At 72.2% G+C, this 14,305-nt stretch carries 15 protein-coding genes; 3 read left to right on the top strand and 12 right to left on the bottom strand.

All coding sequences use genetic code 11. From position 1 onward, the window contains the following. Positions 1-42: 42 nt before the first annotated feature. Positions 43-789, top strand: a complete 747-nt coding sequence (locus ABFX51_RS32130) for an alpha/beta fold hydrolase (RefSeq protein WP_346055934.1) — start codon at positions 43-45, stop codon at positions 787-789. Here ABFX51_RS32130 and ABFX51_RS32125 read toward each other — a convergent pair. The 9 genes from ABFX51_RS32125 to ABFX51_RS32085 form a co-directional block, all read right to left on the bottom strand. Further along, positions 776-2,560 (bottom strand): glycosyl transferase, encoded by a 1,785-nt coding sequence (locus tag ABFX51_RS32125; protein WP_346055933.1) that lies wholly within the window; start codon positions 2,558-2,560, stop codon positions 776-778. The genes ABFX51_RS32130 and ABFX51_RS32125 overlap by 14 nt on opposite strands. Positions 2,561-2,568: 8 nt before the next feature. Then, the gene (locus ABFX51_RS32120; RefSeq protein ID WP_346055932.1) at positions 2,569-3,678 is read right to left on the bottom strand and encodes a serpin family protein; all 1,110 of its coding nucleotides are present in this window, start codon (positions 3,676-3,678) and stop codon (positions 2,569-2,571) included. 21 nt (positions 3,679-3,699) lie between these two features. Beyond that, a complete protein-coding gene (locus ABFX51_RS32115; protein ID WP_346055931.1) occupies positions 3,700-4,947 on the bottom strand; it encodes a deoxyguanosinetriphosphate triphosphohydrolase in 1,248 nt (415 codons plus the stop codon). Positions 4,948-4,978: 31 nt separating this feature from the next. After that, positions 4,979-5,611, bottom strand: a complete 633-nt coding sequence (locus tag ABFX51_RS32110; RefSeq protein ID WP_091511571.1) for a YdcF family protein — start codon at positions 5,609-5,611, stop codon at positions 4,979-4,981. A 10-nt stretch (positions 5,612-5,621) separates the two neighbouring features. Next, the gene (locus tag ABFX51_RS32105) at positions 5,622-6,227 is read right to left on the bottom strand and encodes a response regulator transcription factor (RefSeq protein WP_091511573.1); all 606 of its coding nucleotides are present in this window, start codon (positions 6,225-6,227) and stop codon (positions 5,622-5,624) included. Further along, positions 6,224-7,363, bottom strand: coding sequence for a sensor histidine kinase (locus tag ABFX51_RS32100; RefSeq protein ID WP_091511575.1), 1,140 nt, complete (start codon positions 7,361-7,363; stop codon positions 6,224-6,226). The genes ABFX51_RS32105 and ABFX51_RS32100 overlap by 4 nt, the downstream gene beginning before the upstream one ends. Next, on the bottom strand, positions 7,363-8,091 hold the full coding sequence (locus ABFX51_RS32095) for an ABC transporter permease (RefSeq protein ID WP_091511578.1): 729 nt from the start codon (positions 8,089-8,091) through the stop codon (positions 7,363-7,365). Before ABFX51_RS32095 ends, ABFX51_RS32100 begins: the two co-directional genes overlap by 1 nt. Further along, positions 8,088-9,023: an ABC transporter ATP-binding protein gene (locus tag ABFX51_RS32090; protein ID WP_091511580.1), complete on the bottom strand. Its 936-nt coding sequence runs from the start codon at positions 9,021-9,023 to the stop codon at positions 8,088-8,090. The genes ABFX51_RS32095 and ABFX51_RS32090 overlap by 4 nt, the downstream gene beginning before the upstream one ends. 80 nt (positions 9,024-9,103) lie before the next feature. Further along, complete coding sequence (locus tag ABFX51_RS32085; RefSeq protein WP_091511583.1) at positions 9,104-10,492, bottom strand: glycine--tRNA ligase; 1,389 nt, start codon at positions 10,490-10,492, stop codon at positions 9,104-9,106. A 149-nt stretch (positions 10,493-10,641) separates the two neighbouring features. Here ABFX51_RS32085 and ABFX51_RS32080 point away from each other — a divergent pair, with 149 nt between their 5' ends. Further along, on the top strand, positions 10,642-10,998 hold the full coding sequence (locus ABFX51_RS32080; RefSeq protein ID WP_091511585.1) for an ArsR/SmtB family transcription factor: 357 nt from the start codon (positions 10,642-10,644) through the stop codon (positions 10,996-10,998). 46 nt (positions 10,999-11,044) lie between these two features. After that, positions 11,045-11,464 carry a Fur family transcriptional regulator gene (locus ABFX51_RS32075; protein ID WP_091511588.1) on the top strand — a complete coding sequence of 140 codons (420 nt, stop codon included), beginning with the start codon at positions 11,045-11,047 and terminating at the stop codon, positions 11,462-11,464. 639 nt (positions 11,465-12,103) lie between these two features. Here the strand turns inward: ABFX51_RS32075 and ABFX51_RS32070 are convergent. From ABFX51_RS32070 to ABFX51_RS32060, 3 genes are read right to left on the bottom strand one after another with little or no spacing between them, the layout of a single operon-like run. Beyond that, positions 12,104-12,799, bottom strand: a complete 696-nt coding sequence (locus tag ABFX51_RS32070; protein ID WP_091511676.1) for a TIGR03943 family putative permease subunit — start codon at positions 12,797-12,799, stop codon at positions 12,104-12,106. Continuing rightward, a complete protein-coding gene (locus ABFX51_RS32065; RefSeq protein ID WP_091511589.1) occupies positions 12,799-13,143 on the bottom strand; it encodes a hypothetical protein in 345 nt (114 codons plus the stop codon). Before ABFX51_RS32065 ends, ABFX51_RS32070 begins: the two co-directional genes overlap by 1 nt. Further along, the gene (locus ABFX51_RS32060; RefSeq protein WP_177228844.1) at positions 13,140-14,156 is read right to left on the bottom strand and encodes a permease; all 1,017 of its coding nucleotides are present in this window, start codon (positions 14,154-14,156) and stop codon (positions 13,140-13,142) included. Before ABFX51_RS32060 ends, ABFX51_RS32065 begins: the two co-directional genes overlap by 4 nt. Positions 14,157-14,305: the final 149 nt, after the last annotated feature.

Below are 14,305 nucleotides of genomic sequence, written 5' to 3'. Positions count from 1 at the left end.
TTCTCCTCCTTCTGCACTGGGGACGAGATAGCGTCGGAACCCGTGACAGGGACCTTTGCGGGACGCGACGGCACCGAACTCGCCTACCGCGAGCTGGGCGAGGGCCGTCCGGTGGTGCTCTTCCACGGCTACCTCTCCACCGCGCGGGTCAACTGGCTCGCCTACGGCCACGCGGCCCGGCTCGCCGAACGCGGGCGGCGCGTGATCCTGCCGGACCTGCGGGCGCACGGCGACAGCGCGAAGCCGCACGACCCGGCCGCGTACCCGCCGGACGTGCTCGCCGACGACGGGTTCGCGCTGCTGGAGCACCTGGGGCTGACCGACTACGACCTCGGCGGCTACTCCCTCGGCGCCCGCACGGTGCTGCGGATGCTGGTGCGCGGGGCGAAACCGGGGCGTGCGGTGGTGGCAGGCACCGGGTTGGAGGGTGTCGTCGAGCCCAGCGGCAGTGTCGAGCACTTCCGCCGCGTCCTGGACGGGCTAGGCACGTTCGACCGCGGGTCCGCCGAGTGGAAGGCCGAACGGTTCCTGCGCTCGACCGGCGGTGATCCGGTAGCGCTGCGGCACCTGCTCGACACCTTCGTCGGCACCCCGCCCGAGGAGCTGAGCCGTGTCGAGACGCCCGTGCTCGTGCTGGTCGGCGACCGGGACGACGGCCAGCGCGGCGCGGACCGGCTCGCGGCCCTGCTACCGCACGGCGAGTTCCGCGAGATCCCGGGCGACCACATGAGCGCCGTCGCCGATCCCGTACTGGGAACGGCGATCGCCGACTACCTCACGACTTCGTGAGCGCCCGCACATCCCACAACCACACGCCGTCCACGTAACGCGCGGGCGTGTTCAGCAGCTGCTCGACCGTGGTCTGCAGCGCCTGCTGGTTCGTGCCCGGCGCCAAGACCACCACGTCCACGTGCCAGTAGCGCAGGTCGGTCAGCGCCTCGGCGCGGTCGGTGTCCGTGATCTCCGGGACGTCACCCGTCTCCTGCACCTTGTACAACGTCGTGGCGGTAGGGCGGTCCGGGGCGCCGTACCGGCCACGCTTGTCGTCCGGCCCGTTCGGGCCCACGAAGTACCCACCCGCCAGCGGGAACCCGCTGTCCGCGCGGACCTGCCAGTGCAGCGCCCGCGCGTCCCCCGTGCCGGGCGGTGGCACGGTCAGCACCGAGCCGCCCGTCACGTACTGCCGCCACGTGCCGTCGGAGAAGAACGCCGGCGTCGGCGGCCGGGTGCTGGCCTGCAGCGGGGTCGGCGTGATCGGCAGCAGCACCGCCACGAGCACGCCGAGCCACAGCCAGCGCAGCGGCAGCTCCCGGTCCCGGAACGACGGCGCCGCGCGGAAGATCTTCTCGGTCGCGATCGCCAGCAGCGCGCCGACCGCGGGGATGCACCCCATCGCCAGCCGCGACTCCAGCAGCGAGTCGAACAGCGGCAGGTTCGCCAGCAGCTTCCACGGCCCCGGGATGCCGGTGTTGTCGTGGTCGACGACGATCTCCTGCCCCAGCGACAGCCACGCCATGACGAACATCGAGATCGCGATCGAGCGGGCGAGGACGTTGCGCCACAGCCACACCGTCAGCACCACCATGAACACGATGAGCGGCCAGCCGAAGAACGCGTTCTCCTCGGTGCGGTTCATCGACACGTCCGCCGCGGCCTCCGCCTGCCCGGCGATCGACTCGGTCGCGAAGCGGGTGAACGCCGCGGTGTCGTTGCCGACCGGGCCGTGTTCGAGCGTGCGGTAGCTCTGCGGGCCGAGGAACTGCCACCACAGCGGGAAGATCACCAGCGCCACCGACAGCACCGCGGCGACGGCGAGCCCGATGACCATGGGCCGGACCATCGCGGCCGCCTCGCGCCGCCGCGACACGGCGTAGGCGATCGCGAAGACCACGAACGCCATCATCGTGATGAGCAGCGGCTCCTCGCCGAGGAAGATCTGGTAGGCCAGCAGCAGGCCCAGGACGATCCCGTCCCGCACCGGCCGCGCGCCCTGCGCGAGGCGGATCAGCCGCAGCACGATGAACGGCAGCAGGAACAACACGACGAAGTTCGGGTGCGCGTTGCCGTGCGAGATCATCGGCGGCGCGAACCCGCAGAACACCCCGCCGATCGCCGCCGCGACCCGCGAGCTCACCAGGTGCCGCGAGAACACCCAGTACCAGGCGAACGACGTGCCGGCGAGGCCGCCGGTGAGCGCGATCGCCCACGTGACGGTCGGCCCGAACAGCAGCGTGATCGGCGACAGCGGGATGCTCAGCCCGAGCATCGCCGTGTTGGCCATCATGTTCACGCCGTCGGGGTAGTTCTGCAGCACCGACTCCAGCGGGTTCCGCAGATCCCACACCGAGTGGGCGGTGGTCGCGAAGAACCACTCCCACATGTTCTGGTCCTGCGCGCTGTTGTACAGGTAGCCACTGCCCAGGTTGACCCACAACCCGGCGTAGATGATGAACGCGGCGGCCAGGTAGCACAGCCCCGTGATCGTGTCGGCGCGGTTCCACCGCCGCCGTCCGGGCTCATCCACCTGCACCGCCCCGGGCGCCTCCAGCAACGCGGTCACTTTCTACCTCAGGGTTCGACAACGCGGGCGAAAAAGTAGACCACACCCGTCGCGGCGTGCCGCACGAGGAGCAGGAAAGGCCGGTCCACGACGACCTCGACCGGGTCGGCGGGCATGACCATGGACAGCGTGCGGACCATCACGGCGGTGGCCGCCGCGCCCTCCAGCCCCTGCTCGTCGAGCCGCAGCACGGCTTCGTGCAGCACGTCGTCGACGTAGAGGTCCGGGTGCGGCGACAGTGGCGTGAAGTCGGCGCCGGTGCTGAACATCGTGCGCACGCCGAGGTCCGCGAGGGCGGGCTTGAGCGCGGCGCGCGCCCGCAGGGAGAGCTTCGGCAGCGTGAGCCGGACCTGCCTGCGGCGAGGCGCGGCGAGCAGCCCCGCCAGCAGCTGAGCATCCACAGTGGACTCGGCGGCGGCGAGTTCCCCTTCCGGCAGCAGGATCGTGGCGCCGACCCCGCCTGCGCCCGGGAGGTCGACCACCTGCCAGCCGTCTCGCGCGGCGTAACCGAGCGACTCCGAAAGGTGCATCATCTGCACCCGGCGGACACCGGACGGGCTGTGGAAATCACCGTCCTCGGTGCCGCCGCGCTGGAACGGGTGCACCCACGCGACCTTGAGGTACAGCGCGTTGACCAGGCTGGCCACTGTGTCCCCCTTGACGGCACCGGGCGGGAGCAGCTCCGGGATCAGCTGGTGCGTCGTCTGGGCCACGTCGCCGTTGATCGCCCTGCGCACGGCCTCGGGGTCGACCACGAACGGCGCCGTGCGCACCCGACCGTTGGGCCAGGACGCGAGCTCGCCCACGAAGTCCTCGTTGAGCGGGAAGTCCTCCCCCGTCCACAGGGTGTTGGCGACTTCGAGCACGGGGGCCTCACGCCGCCCGGGATCGTCGAGGGTCGCGGCGCCACGCAGCAGCTCGGCCTGCTTGGCGATGTCCGCGTCGGACTCCGCGAGCAGCCGCACCAGCTCTTCGGACGCCGGTCCCCGCGTCGCCTGGCTCGCCAGGCCGAGCGCGCTGGCCACGGAGTAGGGCGAGAAGCAGGAATCGCCCTGCCCGGCCGCCGCCCGGTGCAGCGCGAGGCAGAAGCGCAGGTGGTCCAGTTCCGGGTTCGCCATCGCTCCGACGCTACCGGATTCTCAGTGCCGTCCGGTGTGCCAGGCGTGCCACGCGTGCGCCTGCGCGTCTGTGAGCGAGGCCACCTGGTCGACCACCACGCGCAGGCGCGCCGCGTCGTCCGGTGCCGCGTGCCACGCGGGGTGGAACACGCTGTCCAGCGACTCGGGCGCGCGGCGGAGGAGCAGCTCCACCAGCTCGGCGAGCATCTGGCGCTGCCCGTCCTGCATCGCCAGCCGCCGCGGGTCGCTCATCACGTACCGCAGCCCGAGCGCCTTGAGCAGCGCCACCTCGGCACGGACCTGCTCGGGCACCTCCAGATCCGCGGCGTACCGGGTCAGCGGCCCGTCGCCGTACCGGGCGCGGGTGGTGGTGACGGCCGCTGTCGCGAAGCGACCCACCAGCTCGCTCGTGACGCGCTTCAGCGCGACGTGTGCGGCGAAGGACGAACCGGCGCCCTTCGCCAGCTCCGCGACCACCGGCAACGTCAACAGCTCGCGTGCCGCGCTCTCCAGCGCGGACACCGACAACGTCGAGAAGTGCTTCGCCGCCAGCTCCGCGACCGCCGACCGCTCCTCCGCGTCGGCGAGCACGGGTAACGAGATGCGGCCGGCGAGCACACCGTCCTCCACGTCGTGGACCGAGTACGCCACGTCATCGGCCCAGTCCATGATCTGCGCTTCCAGGCACTGCCTGCCCTCGGGCGCCCCCTCCCGCAGCCACGTGAAGACCTCGAGATCGTCCGCGTAAACCCCGAACTTGGCTTGCCCCGCACGGCGCGGCCACGGGTACTTCGTCGCGGCGTCGAGGCACGCCCGCGTGAGGTTCAGCCCCGCAGGCTCCAGCTTCGGTTCCAGCCGCGTCAGGATCCGCAGCGTCTGCGCGTTGCCCTCGAACCCGCCACAGGACTCGGCCACGGCGTCGAGCGCCTGCTCCCCGTTGTGCCCGAACGGCGGGTGCCCGATGTCGTGCGCCAGCCCCGCGGTGTCCACGAGGTCGGGGTCGGCGCCCAGCTCCTCGGCGATGCCGCGGCCGATCTGCGCGACCTCCAGCGAGTGCGTCAGCCGGGTGCGCGGCACCCCGCTGATCTCGGTGCCCTCCCCCGGCCCGACCACCTGCGTCTTGCCCGCCAGCCGCCGCAGCGCCGCCGAGTGCAGCACGCGGGCGCGGTCGCGGGCGAACTCGCTGCGCCCGTCCGGCCGCGCGCCCGGCAGCGCCGCGCTCTTGGGCGGTTCCGGGACGCGGCGTTCGCGGTCGTGTTCGGTGTACACGCCCTCACCATAGGAGCGACCACCGACAGTTTCAGCCGAGCCCGGTGCCCCCTATGTCGTCAGCGGGAGTCTTGGTGATCAGGTAGAACAGCAGCGCGCCGGTCTCCCGGAAGATGTACATCGCCTGCGTCTGGCGCGTCTGCACGATCGGCCCGGTGTGGGTGGGCGAGGTCCACGACTCGATGCCGACGTCCTCGGCCATCGTCCGCGCCCGCAGCGAATGCCACGGGTCGCTCACCAGCACCGCCGTGCGCCAGCCGTGCCGCGCGACCTCCGTCGCGACCGCCCGCAGGCTGCCGAGCGTGTCGCGCCCCTCCCCCACGGGCAGCGTCGCCGACTCCGGCACCCCCTGCTCGACCAGCCACCGCGCCCCGGCGGAGGCCTCGGTGTACTCGTCACCGGCGCGGTTGCCGCCCGCGGTGATGATCGTGCTCGCGACCCCGGCCTCGTACAGCTGCTTCGCGTGCCGCAGCCGGGCCTGGAAGATCGGCGACGGCTTGCCGTTGTACTGCGCCGCCCCGAGCACGATGATCACGTCGGCGTGGGACCGGTCGTCGACGCGCGCGACCTGCCACACGCGGATCGCGGTCCCGCCGATCGCGAGCACCACGACCAGCGCGGTCCCGAAGAGGGCGCGCCGCACCCAGTTCGCCGCCGTGGTCATGCCCGCATTCTCACAGCCACCCGTTCTCCTCCGCGAGGCGGACCGCCTCCGCGCGCGTGCGGGCACCCGTCTTGCCGATCGCCGCCGACAGGTGGTTGCGCACCGTGCCTTCCGACAGGTGCAGTCGCTTCGCCACGTCCGCCACCGTGCCCCCGTCACGGGCGGCGAGCAGCACGTCGTGCTCCCGCGCGGTCAACGGGCTCGGGCCGGTCGCCAGTGACTCCGCCGCGAGCGCCGGATCCACCACCCGCAACCCCGCGGAAACCCGGCGCACCGCCTCGACGAGCTGCTCGGGCGGCGAGTCCTTCACGACGAAACCCGCCGCGCCCGCCGCCATCGCCCGCGCGAGGTAACCCGGCCTGCCGAACGTCGTGCACACGATGATCCGGCACGCCGGCACCGCCGCGTGCAGCTCGGCCGCGGCCGTCAGCCCGTCCTTGCCGGGCATCTGCACGTCCAGCAACGCCACGTCCGGCGCCGTCTCCTTCGCCGCCGGCACCACTTCCTCGCCCGAGCCGACCTGCGCCACCACCTCGATGTCGCTTTCCAGGCCCAGCACGGTCGCCAGCGCGCCCCGCACCATCGCCTGGTCGTCGGCGAGCAGCACCCGGATCACGACCCCACCTCCGCCCGCAGCACGAACCCACCGTCCACACCGGACTCCGTGTGCAGCGTCCCGCCCAGCTCGGCGAGCCGCTCGCTCAGCCCCCGCAAACCGTTGCCCCGCACGCCTTCCGGTGCCCCCACCCCGTCGTCGGCGATGTCCAGCCAGTTCCGCCCGAACCGCACCTTCACGTGCTTCGCCCCCGAATGCCGCACCACGTTCGTCACCGCCTCCCGCAGCACGTACCCGAAGGCCTGCTGCAGGTCCGGCCGCACGTTGTCCACCGCGTGCGGCAGGTCCGCCTCGATCTCCGCCGCCCGCAACGCCGCGCGCGCCCCCACCAGCTCCGCCGACAGCGACACCTCGCGGTACTCCGACACCGTCGCCCGCACGTCGGCCAGCGCGCTGCGGGACAGCCCCTCCACCTCGCCGATCTCCGCGGCCGCGCGCTCGGGCTGCCCGCTTTCCAGCATCCGCCGCGCGAGCCCGGCCTTGACCGTGATCGTGGTGAGGCTGTGGCCGAGGATGTCGTGCAGGTCGCGGGCCAGCCGCTCCCGCTCGGCGGTGACCGCCAGCGTGGCGATCTCGGCCTGCGCCGCACGCAGCCGCCGGACCGTGCGCAGCAGGCGGCCGACGAAGAACATCGACGCGGTGATGCCCAGCAGGGCCCACACGTCGCTGAACGAGCCGTGTTCCCCCACCCGCTGCCACACCATGATCGCCAGCGCCGCGAGCGTGCCGCCGTTGAGCACCAGCACCCAGCCGGGCGCGAGGCCGAACGCGATCACGGCCATCGCGTAGAGCAGCAGGTACACCTGGCTGTCCGGGAGCAGCACCACGATGACCCAGCCCAGCGCCAGCATGGCGACGCAGAAGGCCACCTTCCGCCGCTGCGGGACCGGGGCGAACACCACCAGCTGGAACGCCAGGTACCCGGCGCAGTAGAGCGCGACGGCGACCAGCCCGGCCACCGCCGACGCGACCGGCGTGCCCGGCGCGAACGCCCACCGCAGCGCAGGGCTGACGACCGGGATCAGGAACACGGTGCCGACCACCACCCAGCGGGCGGTGAACCGCCACAGCCGGGCGGGGGTGGACGGGGTGTCCTCCCGCCACCAGCCGTCCCGGTCCACCCCGTTCCCCCTCATCACACCCGTGCCGAATCCCTACGGTAACGCCGCACCACGGCGATCCCGAGCACGACCGTCCAGATGCCCAGCACCAGCAAGTCCTGCCCGAGGCCCGTGCTGAGGGTGGGCGTCACCGCGCCCCGCCCGATCTGGCCCATCCAGTAGCTCGGCAGCACGTGCGCGACGTTCAGCAGCCAGTGCGGCATCGCGTCGACCGGGATGAAGATCCCGCCGAGCAGCGCCATCGGCAGCATCACCAGCTGCGTCATCGGCTGGACCGAGTCGCCGGACCCGAGCTGCCCGATCAGCAGCCCGATCAGGGTGAACGGGATCGCGGCGAGCCACACCCCCAGCGTGGCCCGCAGCCAGCCGGAGGCGTCGAGCGAGACGCCCTCACCCAGCGCGGCGACCAGCGGCACGAGCACCGCGGGCGCCAGCGCGAGCGTCATCCCGGTGGCGGCCTTCGCGGTCAGGTAGCCGGCACCCGACAGCGGCGTCAGCCGCAGCTGCCGCTGCCAGCCCGAAGCACGCTCCAGCGCGACGCGCGTGCCGGTGAACAGGGCGGCGGCCATCGCGCCGAAGGAGGTCATGCTGACCATCAGCACCGCCTTCGCGTCGGGCTGGCCCGAGGCGAAGATCCCCACGTACAACAGGTAGAGCACCACCGGGAAGCCCACGGTGAACAGCAGGAACCGGGGCGAACGCGTGGTGCGCCGGATCTCCAGCAGCAGGAACTTGAGGCTCATTTCTCCTCCTCGTCGGAAGTGAGCGACAGGAACGCGCCTTCCAGGCCGATCGCGGCGATCTCGATGTCCCGCGCGTCGGGGAAGGCGGTCAGCAGCGCCCGCAGGGTCGCGTCGGAATCGTTGCTGGACAAGGCGATCTGCTCGCCGCGCAGCTGGTACTCGGTGACGCCGGGCAGGTTCGCGAGCGTCGTCGCGGTGGCACCGGGCGCGACGGCCCGCAGCGTGCGGCCACCGGCGAGCGCACGCACCTGCGCGACCGAACCGTCCGCCACGATCCGCCCGCTGCGCATCAGCACCACGCGGTCGGCGAACTCCTCGGCCTCCTCCAGGTAGTGCGTCGCGAACACCACGGTGCGGCCGGAGTCGGTAAAGGCCTGCATCGAGCGCCAGAACTCGCGGCGGCTGCTCACGTCCATCGCCGCGGTCGGTTCGTCGAGCAGCAGCAGGTCCGGATCGGACACGAGCGCGACGGCGAAGCGCACGCGCTGCTTCTGCCCGCCGGAAAGCCGGTTGCCGCGCTGGTTCTTCAGGTCGTCGACCCCGGCGCGGGCGAGCGCCTCCCCGACCGGCATGGGCTTGCGGTGCAGCGAGGCGACCATGGCGACCATCTCACCGACAGTCGCGTCGGCGAGCAGGGCGCCGCCCTGCAGCATCGCGCCGATCACCCCGTCCCGCACGGCTTCCCCCGGTGCGGCACCGAACACCGACACCGTGCCGGAGTCCGGAGTGGACAGTCCGAGGATCATGTCCACGGTGGTGGACTTGCCCGCGCCGTTCGGGCCGAGCAACGCGACGACCTCGCCGGGCGCGATCGTGAGGTCGATGCCGTCGACCGCGCGCACCTCGCCGTAGGACTTGCGCAGGCCGGACAGCCGCACCGCGGCCCCGGCCGTGACCGCCGCTTCGCGCGGCGGCGAGCTGGTTTCGTTCATGTCCCCGACTCTGCCGCCGGGGACGCCTGTGCGGGCAGGCCGCTCGTCACGACCTGCCCGTGACAGGTGTCAGGGGTGCGTCAGCAGCCCAGCAGGCGCGCGGCCAGGTAGCCCTCGACCTGGTCCAGCGCCACGCGCTCCTGCGTCATCGAGTCGCGCTCGCGGACGGTGACGGCCTGGTCCTCGAGCGAGTCGAAGTCGACGGTGATGCAGAACGGCGTGCCGATCTCGTCCTGGCGGCGGTACCGGCGGCCGATCGCGCCCGCGTCGTCGAACTCGACGTTCCAGTTCTTGCGGAGCTGCGCGGCGAGGTCCTTGGCCTTCGGGGTGAGGTCCGCGTTGCGGGACAGCGGCAGCACCGCGGCCTTCACCGGGGCGAGCCTGCGGTCGAGGCGCAGCACCGTGCGCTTGTCCACCCCGCCCTTGGCGTTGGGCGCCTCGTCCTCGGCGTAGGCGTCGAGGAGGAAGGCCATCATCGGGCGGCCGACACCGGCGGCAGGCTCGATGACGAACGGCCGGTACCGCGCGCCGGTGGCCTGGTCGAAGAACGACAGGTCCACGCCGGAGTGGTTCGAGTGCGTGGTGAGGTCGAAGTCGGTGCGGTTCGCGATGCCCTCGAGCTCACCCCACTCCTGGCCGGAGGAGAACTGGAAGCGGTACTCGATGTCGACGGTCCGCTTCGAGTAGTGGGACAGCTTCTCCTTCGGGTGCTCGTAGTGGCGCAGGTTCTCGGACTTGATGCCGAGGTCGGTGTACCACTGCGTGCGCAGGTCGATCCAGTACTGGTGCCAGCGCTCGTCCTCGCCGGGCTCGACGAAGAACTCCATCTCCATCTGCTCGAACTCGCGGGTGCGGAAGATGAAGTTGCCCGGCGTGATCTCGTTGCGGAAGGACTTGCCGATCTGGCCGATGCCGAACGGCGGCTTCCTGCGCGAGGTCGTCTGGACGTTGAGGAAGTTGACGAAGATGCCCTGCGCGGTCTCCGGGCGGAGGTAGTGCAGGCCTTCCTCGCTCTCGACGGGGCCGAGGTAGGTCTTGAGCAGCCCGTTGAAGCTGCGGGGCTCGGTGTACTGGCCGCGGGTGCCGCAGTTGGGGCAGGGCACCTCGGACAGGTCGCCCTCGGCGAGCTCCTTGCCGGTGCGCTCGGTGAACTCCTCCTGCAGGTGGTCGGCGCGGAACCGGCGGTGGCAGGACAGGCACTCGACCAGCGGGTCGACGAACGCCTCGACGTGGCCGGAGGCCTCCCACACCTTGCGGGGCAGGATGACGGCCGAGTCGAGGCCGACGACGTCCTCGCGGCTCTGCACCATGGTCTTCCACCACTGGCGCTTGATGTTCTCCTTGAGCTCCACGCCGAGCGGTCCGTAGTCCCACGCCGACCGGGTACCGCCGTAGATCTCCCCGCTCGGGAAGACGAAGCCACGGCGCTTGCACAAGCTGACGACGGTCTCAATCGTGTTGGCGGGCACTTTCCACGCTCTCCAGGGCCTGCGGGACGGTTTCGTCCAGGGTATCCGGCCGGTCCGCGTGGGCGGCGGGGGGCTTGACAGACCGGCCGGGACCGGGATAGCGCCCACTAGGATGGAAGGACACCCCCCACGACAGGCTGGAGATCGACATGACGGCGGCGAGTCCCCTGCCCGGCGAGGTGCACTCCGAAGGGCCGGTCAAGCCGTCCACGCCGGTCCAGTCCCCGGCGACGCTGGCCGGGGCGGGGGAGCTGCTGCGTGCGCTGGCGGCGCCGGTGCGCATCGCGATCGTGCTGCAGCTGCGGGACGCCGACCGGTGCGTGCACGAGCTGGTGGACGCGCTCGACGTGGCGCAACCGTTGATCAGCCAGCACCTGCGGGTGCTCAAGGCGGCGGGGGTCGTGCACGGGGAGCGGCGGGGCCGCGAGGTCGTGTACCGGCTCGTGGACGATCATCTGGCCCACATCGTGGTGGATGCGGTGGCCCACGTGCAGGAGGGTTCATGAGCGAGGTTGTCCGGGTCGCGGTGGCCGGATCCGGGGAGGAGGTCGTATGAGCAGGGTGGCTCCGGTGCCGGGCCGCCGGTCCACGAAGCAGCGGGCCGCCGTGGTGGAGCTGCTGGCCGAGATCGACGACTTCCGCTCGGCCCAGGAACTGCACGACGAACTCCGCCGCCGCGGGGACGGGATCGGGCTGACCACGGTCTACCGGACGCTGCAGTCGCTGTCCGAGGCCGGGGAGATCGACGTCCTGCGCACGGGCACCGGCGAGGCGATCTACCGGCGGTGTTCCTCGCACCACCACCATCACCTGGTGTGCCGGCACTGCGGCAGGACCGTCGAGGTGGAGGGCCCCGCGGTCGAGCGCTGGGCGGAGAAGGTCGCGGCCGGGCACGGCTACTCGGAGATCGACCACACGATCGAGATCGTCGGCACCTGCGCCGACTGCGCCGCCCGGCGGGCTCAGTCGTAGGGTCCCCGTTCGGGTTGCCGCCGGACCCCGCGCGGTGCTGGGGCGGCTTGCCGCCAGACCCCGCGCGGTGCTGGGGCGGCGGCGGCTCTGGCATGGCGGGCGCGCCGTCGGGGTGGCCGCAGGACGGGGAACAGCTCGGGGGCACGCGGCCTGGGCCGGGCGACCCGCCCGCCCAAGGCGCACTCCCACATCCACCCCCAGCCCAGCCACCCACTAGCACCCAACAACAGCTCAGGCGGGCTCACCGCCGACGCCCGGCGGCCCCGCCTGAGGCGCACTCTTACGTCCACCATCCAGCCCGGCCACCTACCAGCACTCAGCAACGGCTCGACCGGGACCACCGCCGCCTGGCGACCCACTTGCCTGAGGCGCACTCTTACGTCCCCCACCGAGCCCCGGCCACTCACCAGCTCGAGCGGAAACGCCGCCGACGCCCGGCGACCCGCCTGCCCGAGGCGCACATCCGCCACTGAGCCCGGCCGCTCAACAGCTCGGGACCGCCGCAGCGCTGGGCGGGGTCGCGGCTGTAGCCGGGCGCCAGCGCCACTGAGGCGACCTGCCCCCTGGTTGGCCAGCGACCCCCTGGCCAACCAGAGACACGTTCCGTCCCATGGGCGCGAACCCAGTTGGCCTCCGGGATCAGTCCTCGTAAGGGTCCTGCGGCTGGTCGATACGGCGTGCCGAGTCGACGGTCAAGTCGGGCGTGTAGCGGTTGGCGCTCGTCGCTGTGCCGGGGACCACCCGGCCGGTCACCTCCATCCACGTGTCGTCGGGGTAGGTGGGTGCGGTGCCGGTGAGGCGGACCGTGAGCGGGTACGCGTCCGCCGCACAACACGTGATCACCATCCGCGCGAGCAGCACCGAACCGCGCGCGTGCGTGACGAAGCCGGTCAGCCGTACGAGACGGCCGTTCAGTGAACCGCCCGAATCCCAGCCCGCGCGGGTGACGAACTCGGTCATCGACAGCGGCACGACTGCCTCGGCGGGCAGCGGTGGGAACGCCAAAGCCGTTTGTGCGGGAGCTCGGGCCTCCGTGCGCGTGACCGAGTCCGAGCCCAGCGCCGGCGGGGCCACGAGGAACACCGCCAGCACCGGCAGGAGCAGCAGCCACGCCGAACGTGCGGGATGCGCGTGCCCATGTCCTTCGGCGGCGCGCCCCGCCCGCACGTCCCGCACGATCGCGACGGCGCCCAGCACGAGCATCACCGCTCCCCCGGCCAGCACCCACGGCTGCTGCGCGGGCTTGACGTAGCGCAGGTAGTCACCGGTTATGCCGATCTTGAGCAGCGCACCGCCGAGCAGCACGAGCAGGATGTTCTGGGTCTCCCGCCGCATCACAGCCCCCGGTTCACCGCGTGCACGGTGGTCCAGTCCATTGCCGCGACGACGAACGCGAGCGCTCCGCCGAGCGCGAGCAGCCCCGCCACGACACCGAGCGCGATCCCCGTCAGCGCGAGCCTGCCCGTGGTTCTCGCGAGGACGCCGAACAGGACGCTCAGCACCGCCGCACCCAGCACCAGCACCCACAGCGCCCCGAGCACCAGTCCGACCACCATCGACAACGGCGTCGGCAGGGCGCCACCGGGCTGGACGATGAACCAGGTGATCCACGTCGAGCCCGCGAAGACCACCCCGACCGCACCGAGCGCGACGGACGCGAGCGCCAGCCCCGGCCTCATCGCGCGCCTCCCAGCAGCGGCAGGCCCACCGCGAGCGCGCAGCAGACGGCCACCACGAACGTCACGGGTGCGAACCGGACCGCGAACGACCGGCCGAACGTGCCCGCCTGCAGGGCGAACAGCTTGACGTCCACAGCGGGGCCGACGACCAGGAACACCAGTTTCGGCAGCAGTGGCAACGCGGTGAGCGACGCCGCGACGAACGCGTCCGCCTCGCTGCACAACGCGAGCACGACGGCGAGCACCGCCATCACCAGCACCCCGAGCACCCACTGCCCGCCGAGCGCGTCGAACCAGGACTGCGGCGCCAGCACGTTCAGCGCCGCTGAGATCAACGCGCCCAGTACGAGGAACCCGCCCGCCTCGACGAGGTCCGCGCGGGCGATCTCGGCGAACGTGCGCCAGCGCGCGCCTCCCGGTCCGGACTCGGGTAGACGCCGCAGGGCGCGGTCCACGATCCACTCCAGCTTGCCCCAGCGGGCCCACAGCAGGCCCATCACCACGGCGGTCGCGAGCGAACCGAGGAAGCGGGCCAGCACCATCTCGGGCCGTCCGGGGAAGGCGACGGCCGTCGCGACCAGCACCACCGGGTTCACGGCCGGTGCGGCGAGCAGGAACGTGAGCGCGGCCGCGGGCGCCACCCCCTGCCCGAGCAACCGCCGTGCCACTGGCACCGAAGCGCATTCGCACCCGGGCAGGGCGACGCCGGCGAGCCCGGCGACACCCACCGCGGCGGCGGTGCGGCGCGGCAGCACCTTCCGGAGCACCCGCGCGGGCACGAACGCGGCGATCGCACCGCTGACCAGCACCCCGAGCACGAGGAACGGCAAGGCCTGCACGCACACCGCGACGAAGACGGTGGCGCCCGTACGCAGCGCGGGCACGTCCAGCGCGTCCCGCACCCAGCCCTGCACGAGGACCGCGACGAGCAGCACCGCGCACAACACCTCGACGGAGGTCACGCGGCGGCGGGCGCGCTCCTCGGGCGGCGGGCGGTCGGTCAGTGCGGTCATGAGGCGAATGATGCCAGGCCCCGCCGACAGTCCGGGGCGAATTCGTGCCGGTACTGACACGGGTGGGTGACGATGATGGAGATTTGGGACAAAAGCGCAGGTCAGGGGTGCCATTCGCGGGTTTGCGAATGGTCGGTCGGGGGTGGTCG

Source organism: Amycolatopsis dongchuanensis (genome assembly GCF_039542405.1).
In the GTDB taxonomy this organism is placed as follows: Bacteria; Actinomycetota; Actinomycetes; order Mycobacteriales; family Pseudonocardiaceae; genus Amycolatopsis_E; species Amycolatopsis_E sacchari.
Note: the sequence above shows the minus strand (reverse complement) of the source record. Positions and strands in the feature narration are given on the sequence as shown.

Coding starts and splice junctions, on each gene's coding strand:
- ABFX51_RS32120 (WP_346055932.1), bottom strand. CDS start 3,678: ATGGCGAACCCGGAACTGGACCACCTGCGCTTCTGCCTCGCGCTGCAC.
- ABFX51_RS32110 (WP_091511571.1), bottom strand. CDS start 5,611: ATGACCACGGCGGCGAACTGGGTGCGGCGCGCCCTCTTCGGGACCGCG.
- ABFX51_RS32100 (WP_091511575.1), bottom strand. CDS start 7,363: ATGAGGGGGAACGGGGTGGACCGGGACGGCTGGTGGCGGGAGGACACC.
- ABFX51_RS32095 (WP_091511578.1), bottom strand. CDS start 8,091: ATGAGCCTCAAGTTCCTGCTGCTGGAGATCCGGCGCACCACGCGTTCG.
- ABFX51_RS32090 (WP_091511580.1), bottom strand. CDS start 9,023: ATGAACGAAACCAGCTCGCCGCCGCGCGAAGCGGCGGTCACGGCCGGG.
- ABFX51_RS32080 (WP_091511585.1), top strand. CDS start 10,642: ATGACGGCGGCGAGTCCCCTGCCCGGCGAGGTGCACTCCGAAGGGCCG.
- ABFX51_RS32075 (WP_091511588.1), top strand. CDS start 11,045: ATGAGCAGGGTGGCTCCGGTGCCGGGCCGCCGGTCCACGAAGCAGCGG.
- ABFX51_RS32070 (WP_091511676.1), bottom strand. CDS start 12,799: ATGCGGCGGGAGACCCAGAACATCCTGCTCGTGCTGCTCGGCGGTGCG.
- ABFX51_RS32065 (WP_091511589.1), bottom strand. CDS start 13,143: ATGAGGCCGGGGCTGGCGCTCGCGTCCGTCGCGCTCGGTGCGGTCGGG.
- ABFX51_RS32060 (WP_177228844.1), bottom strand. CDS start 14,156: ATGACCGCACTGACCGACCGCCCGCCGCCCGAGGAGCGCGCCCGCCGC.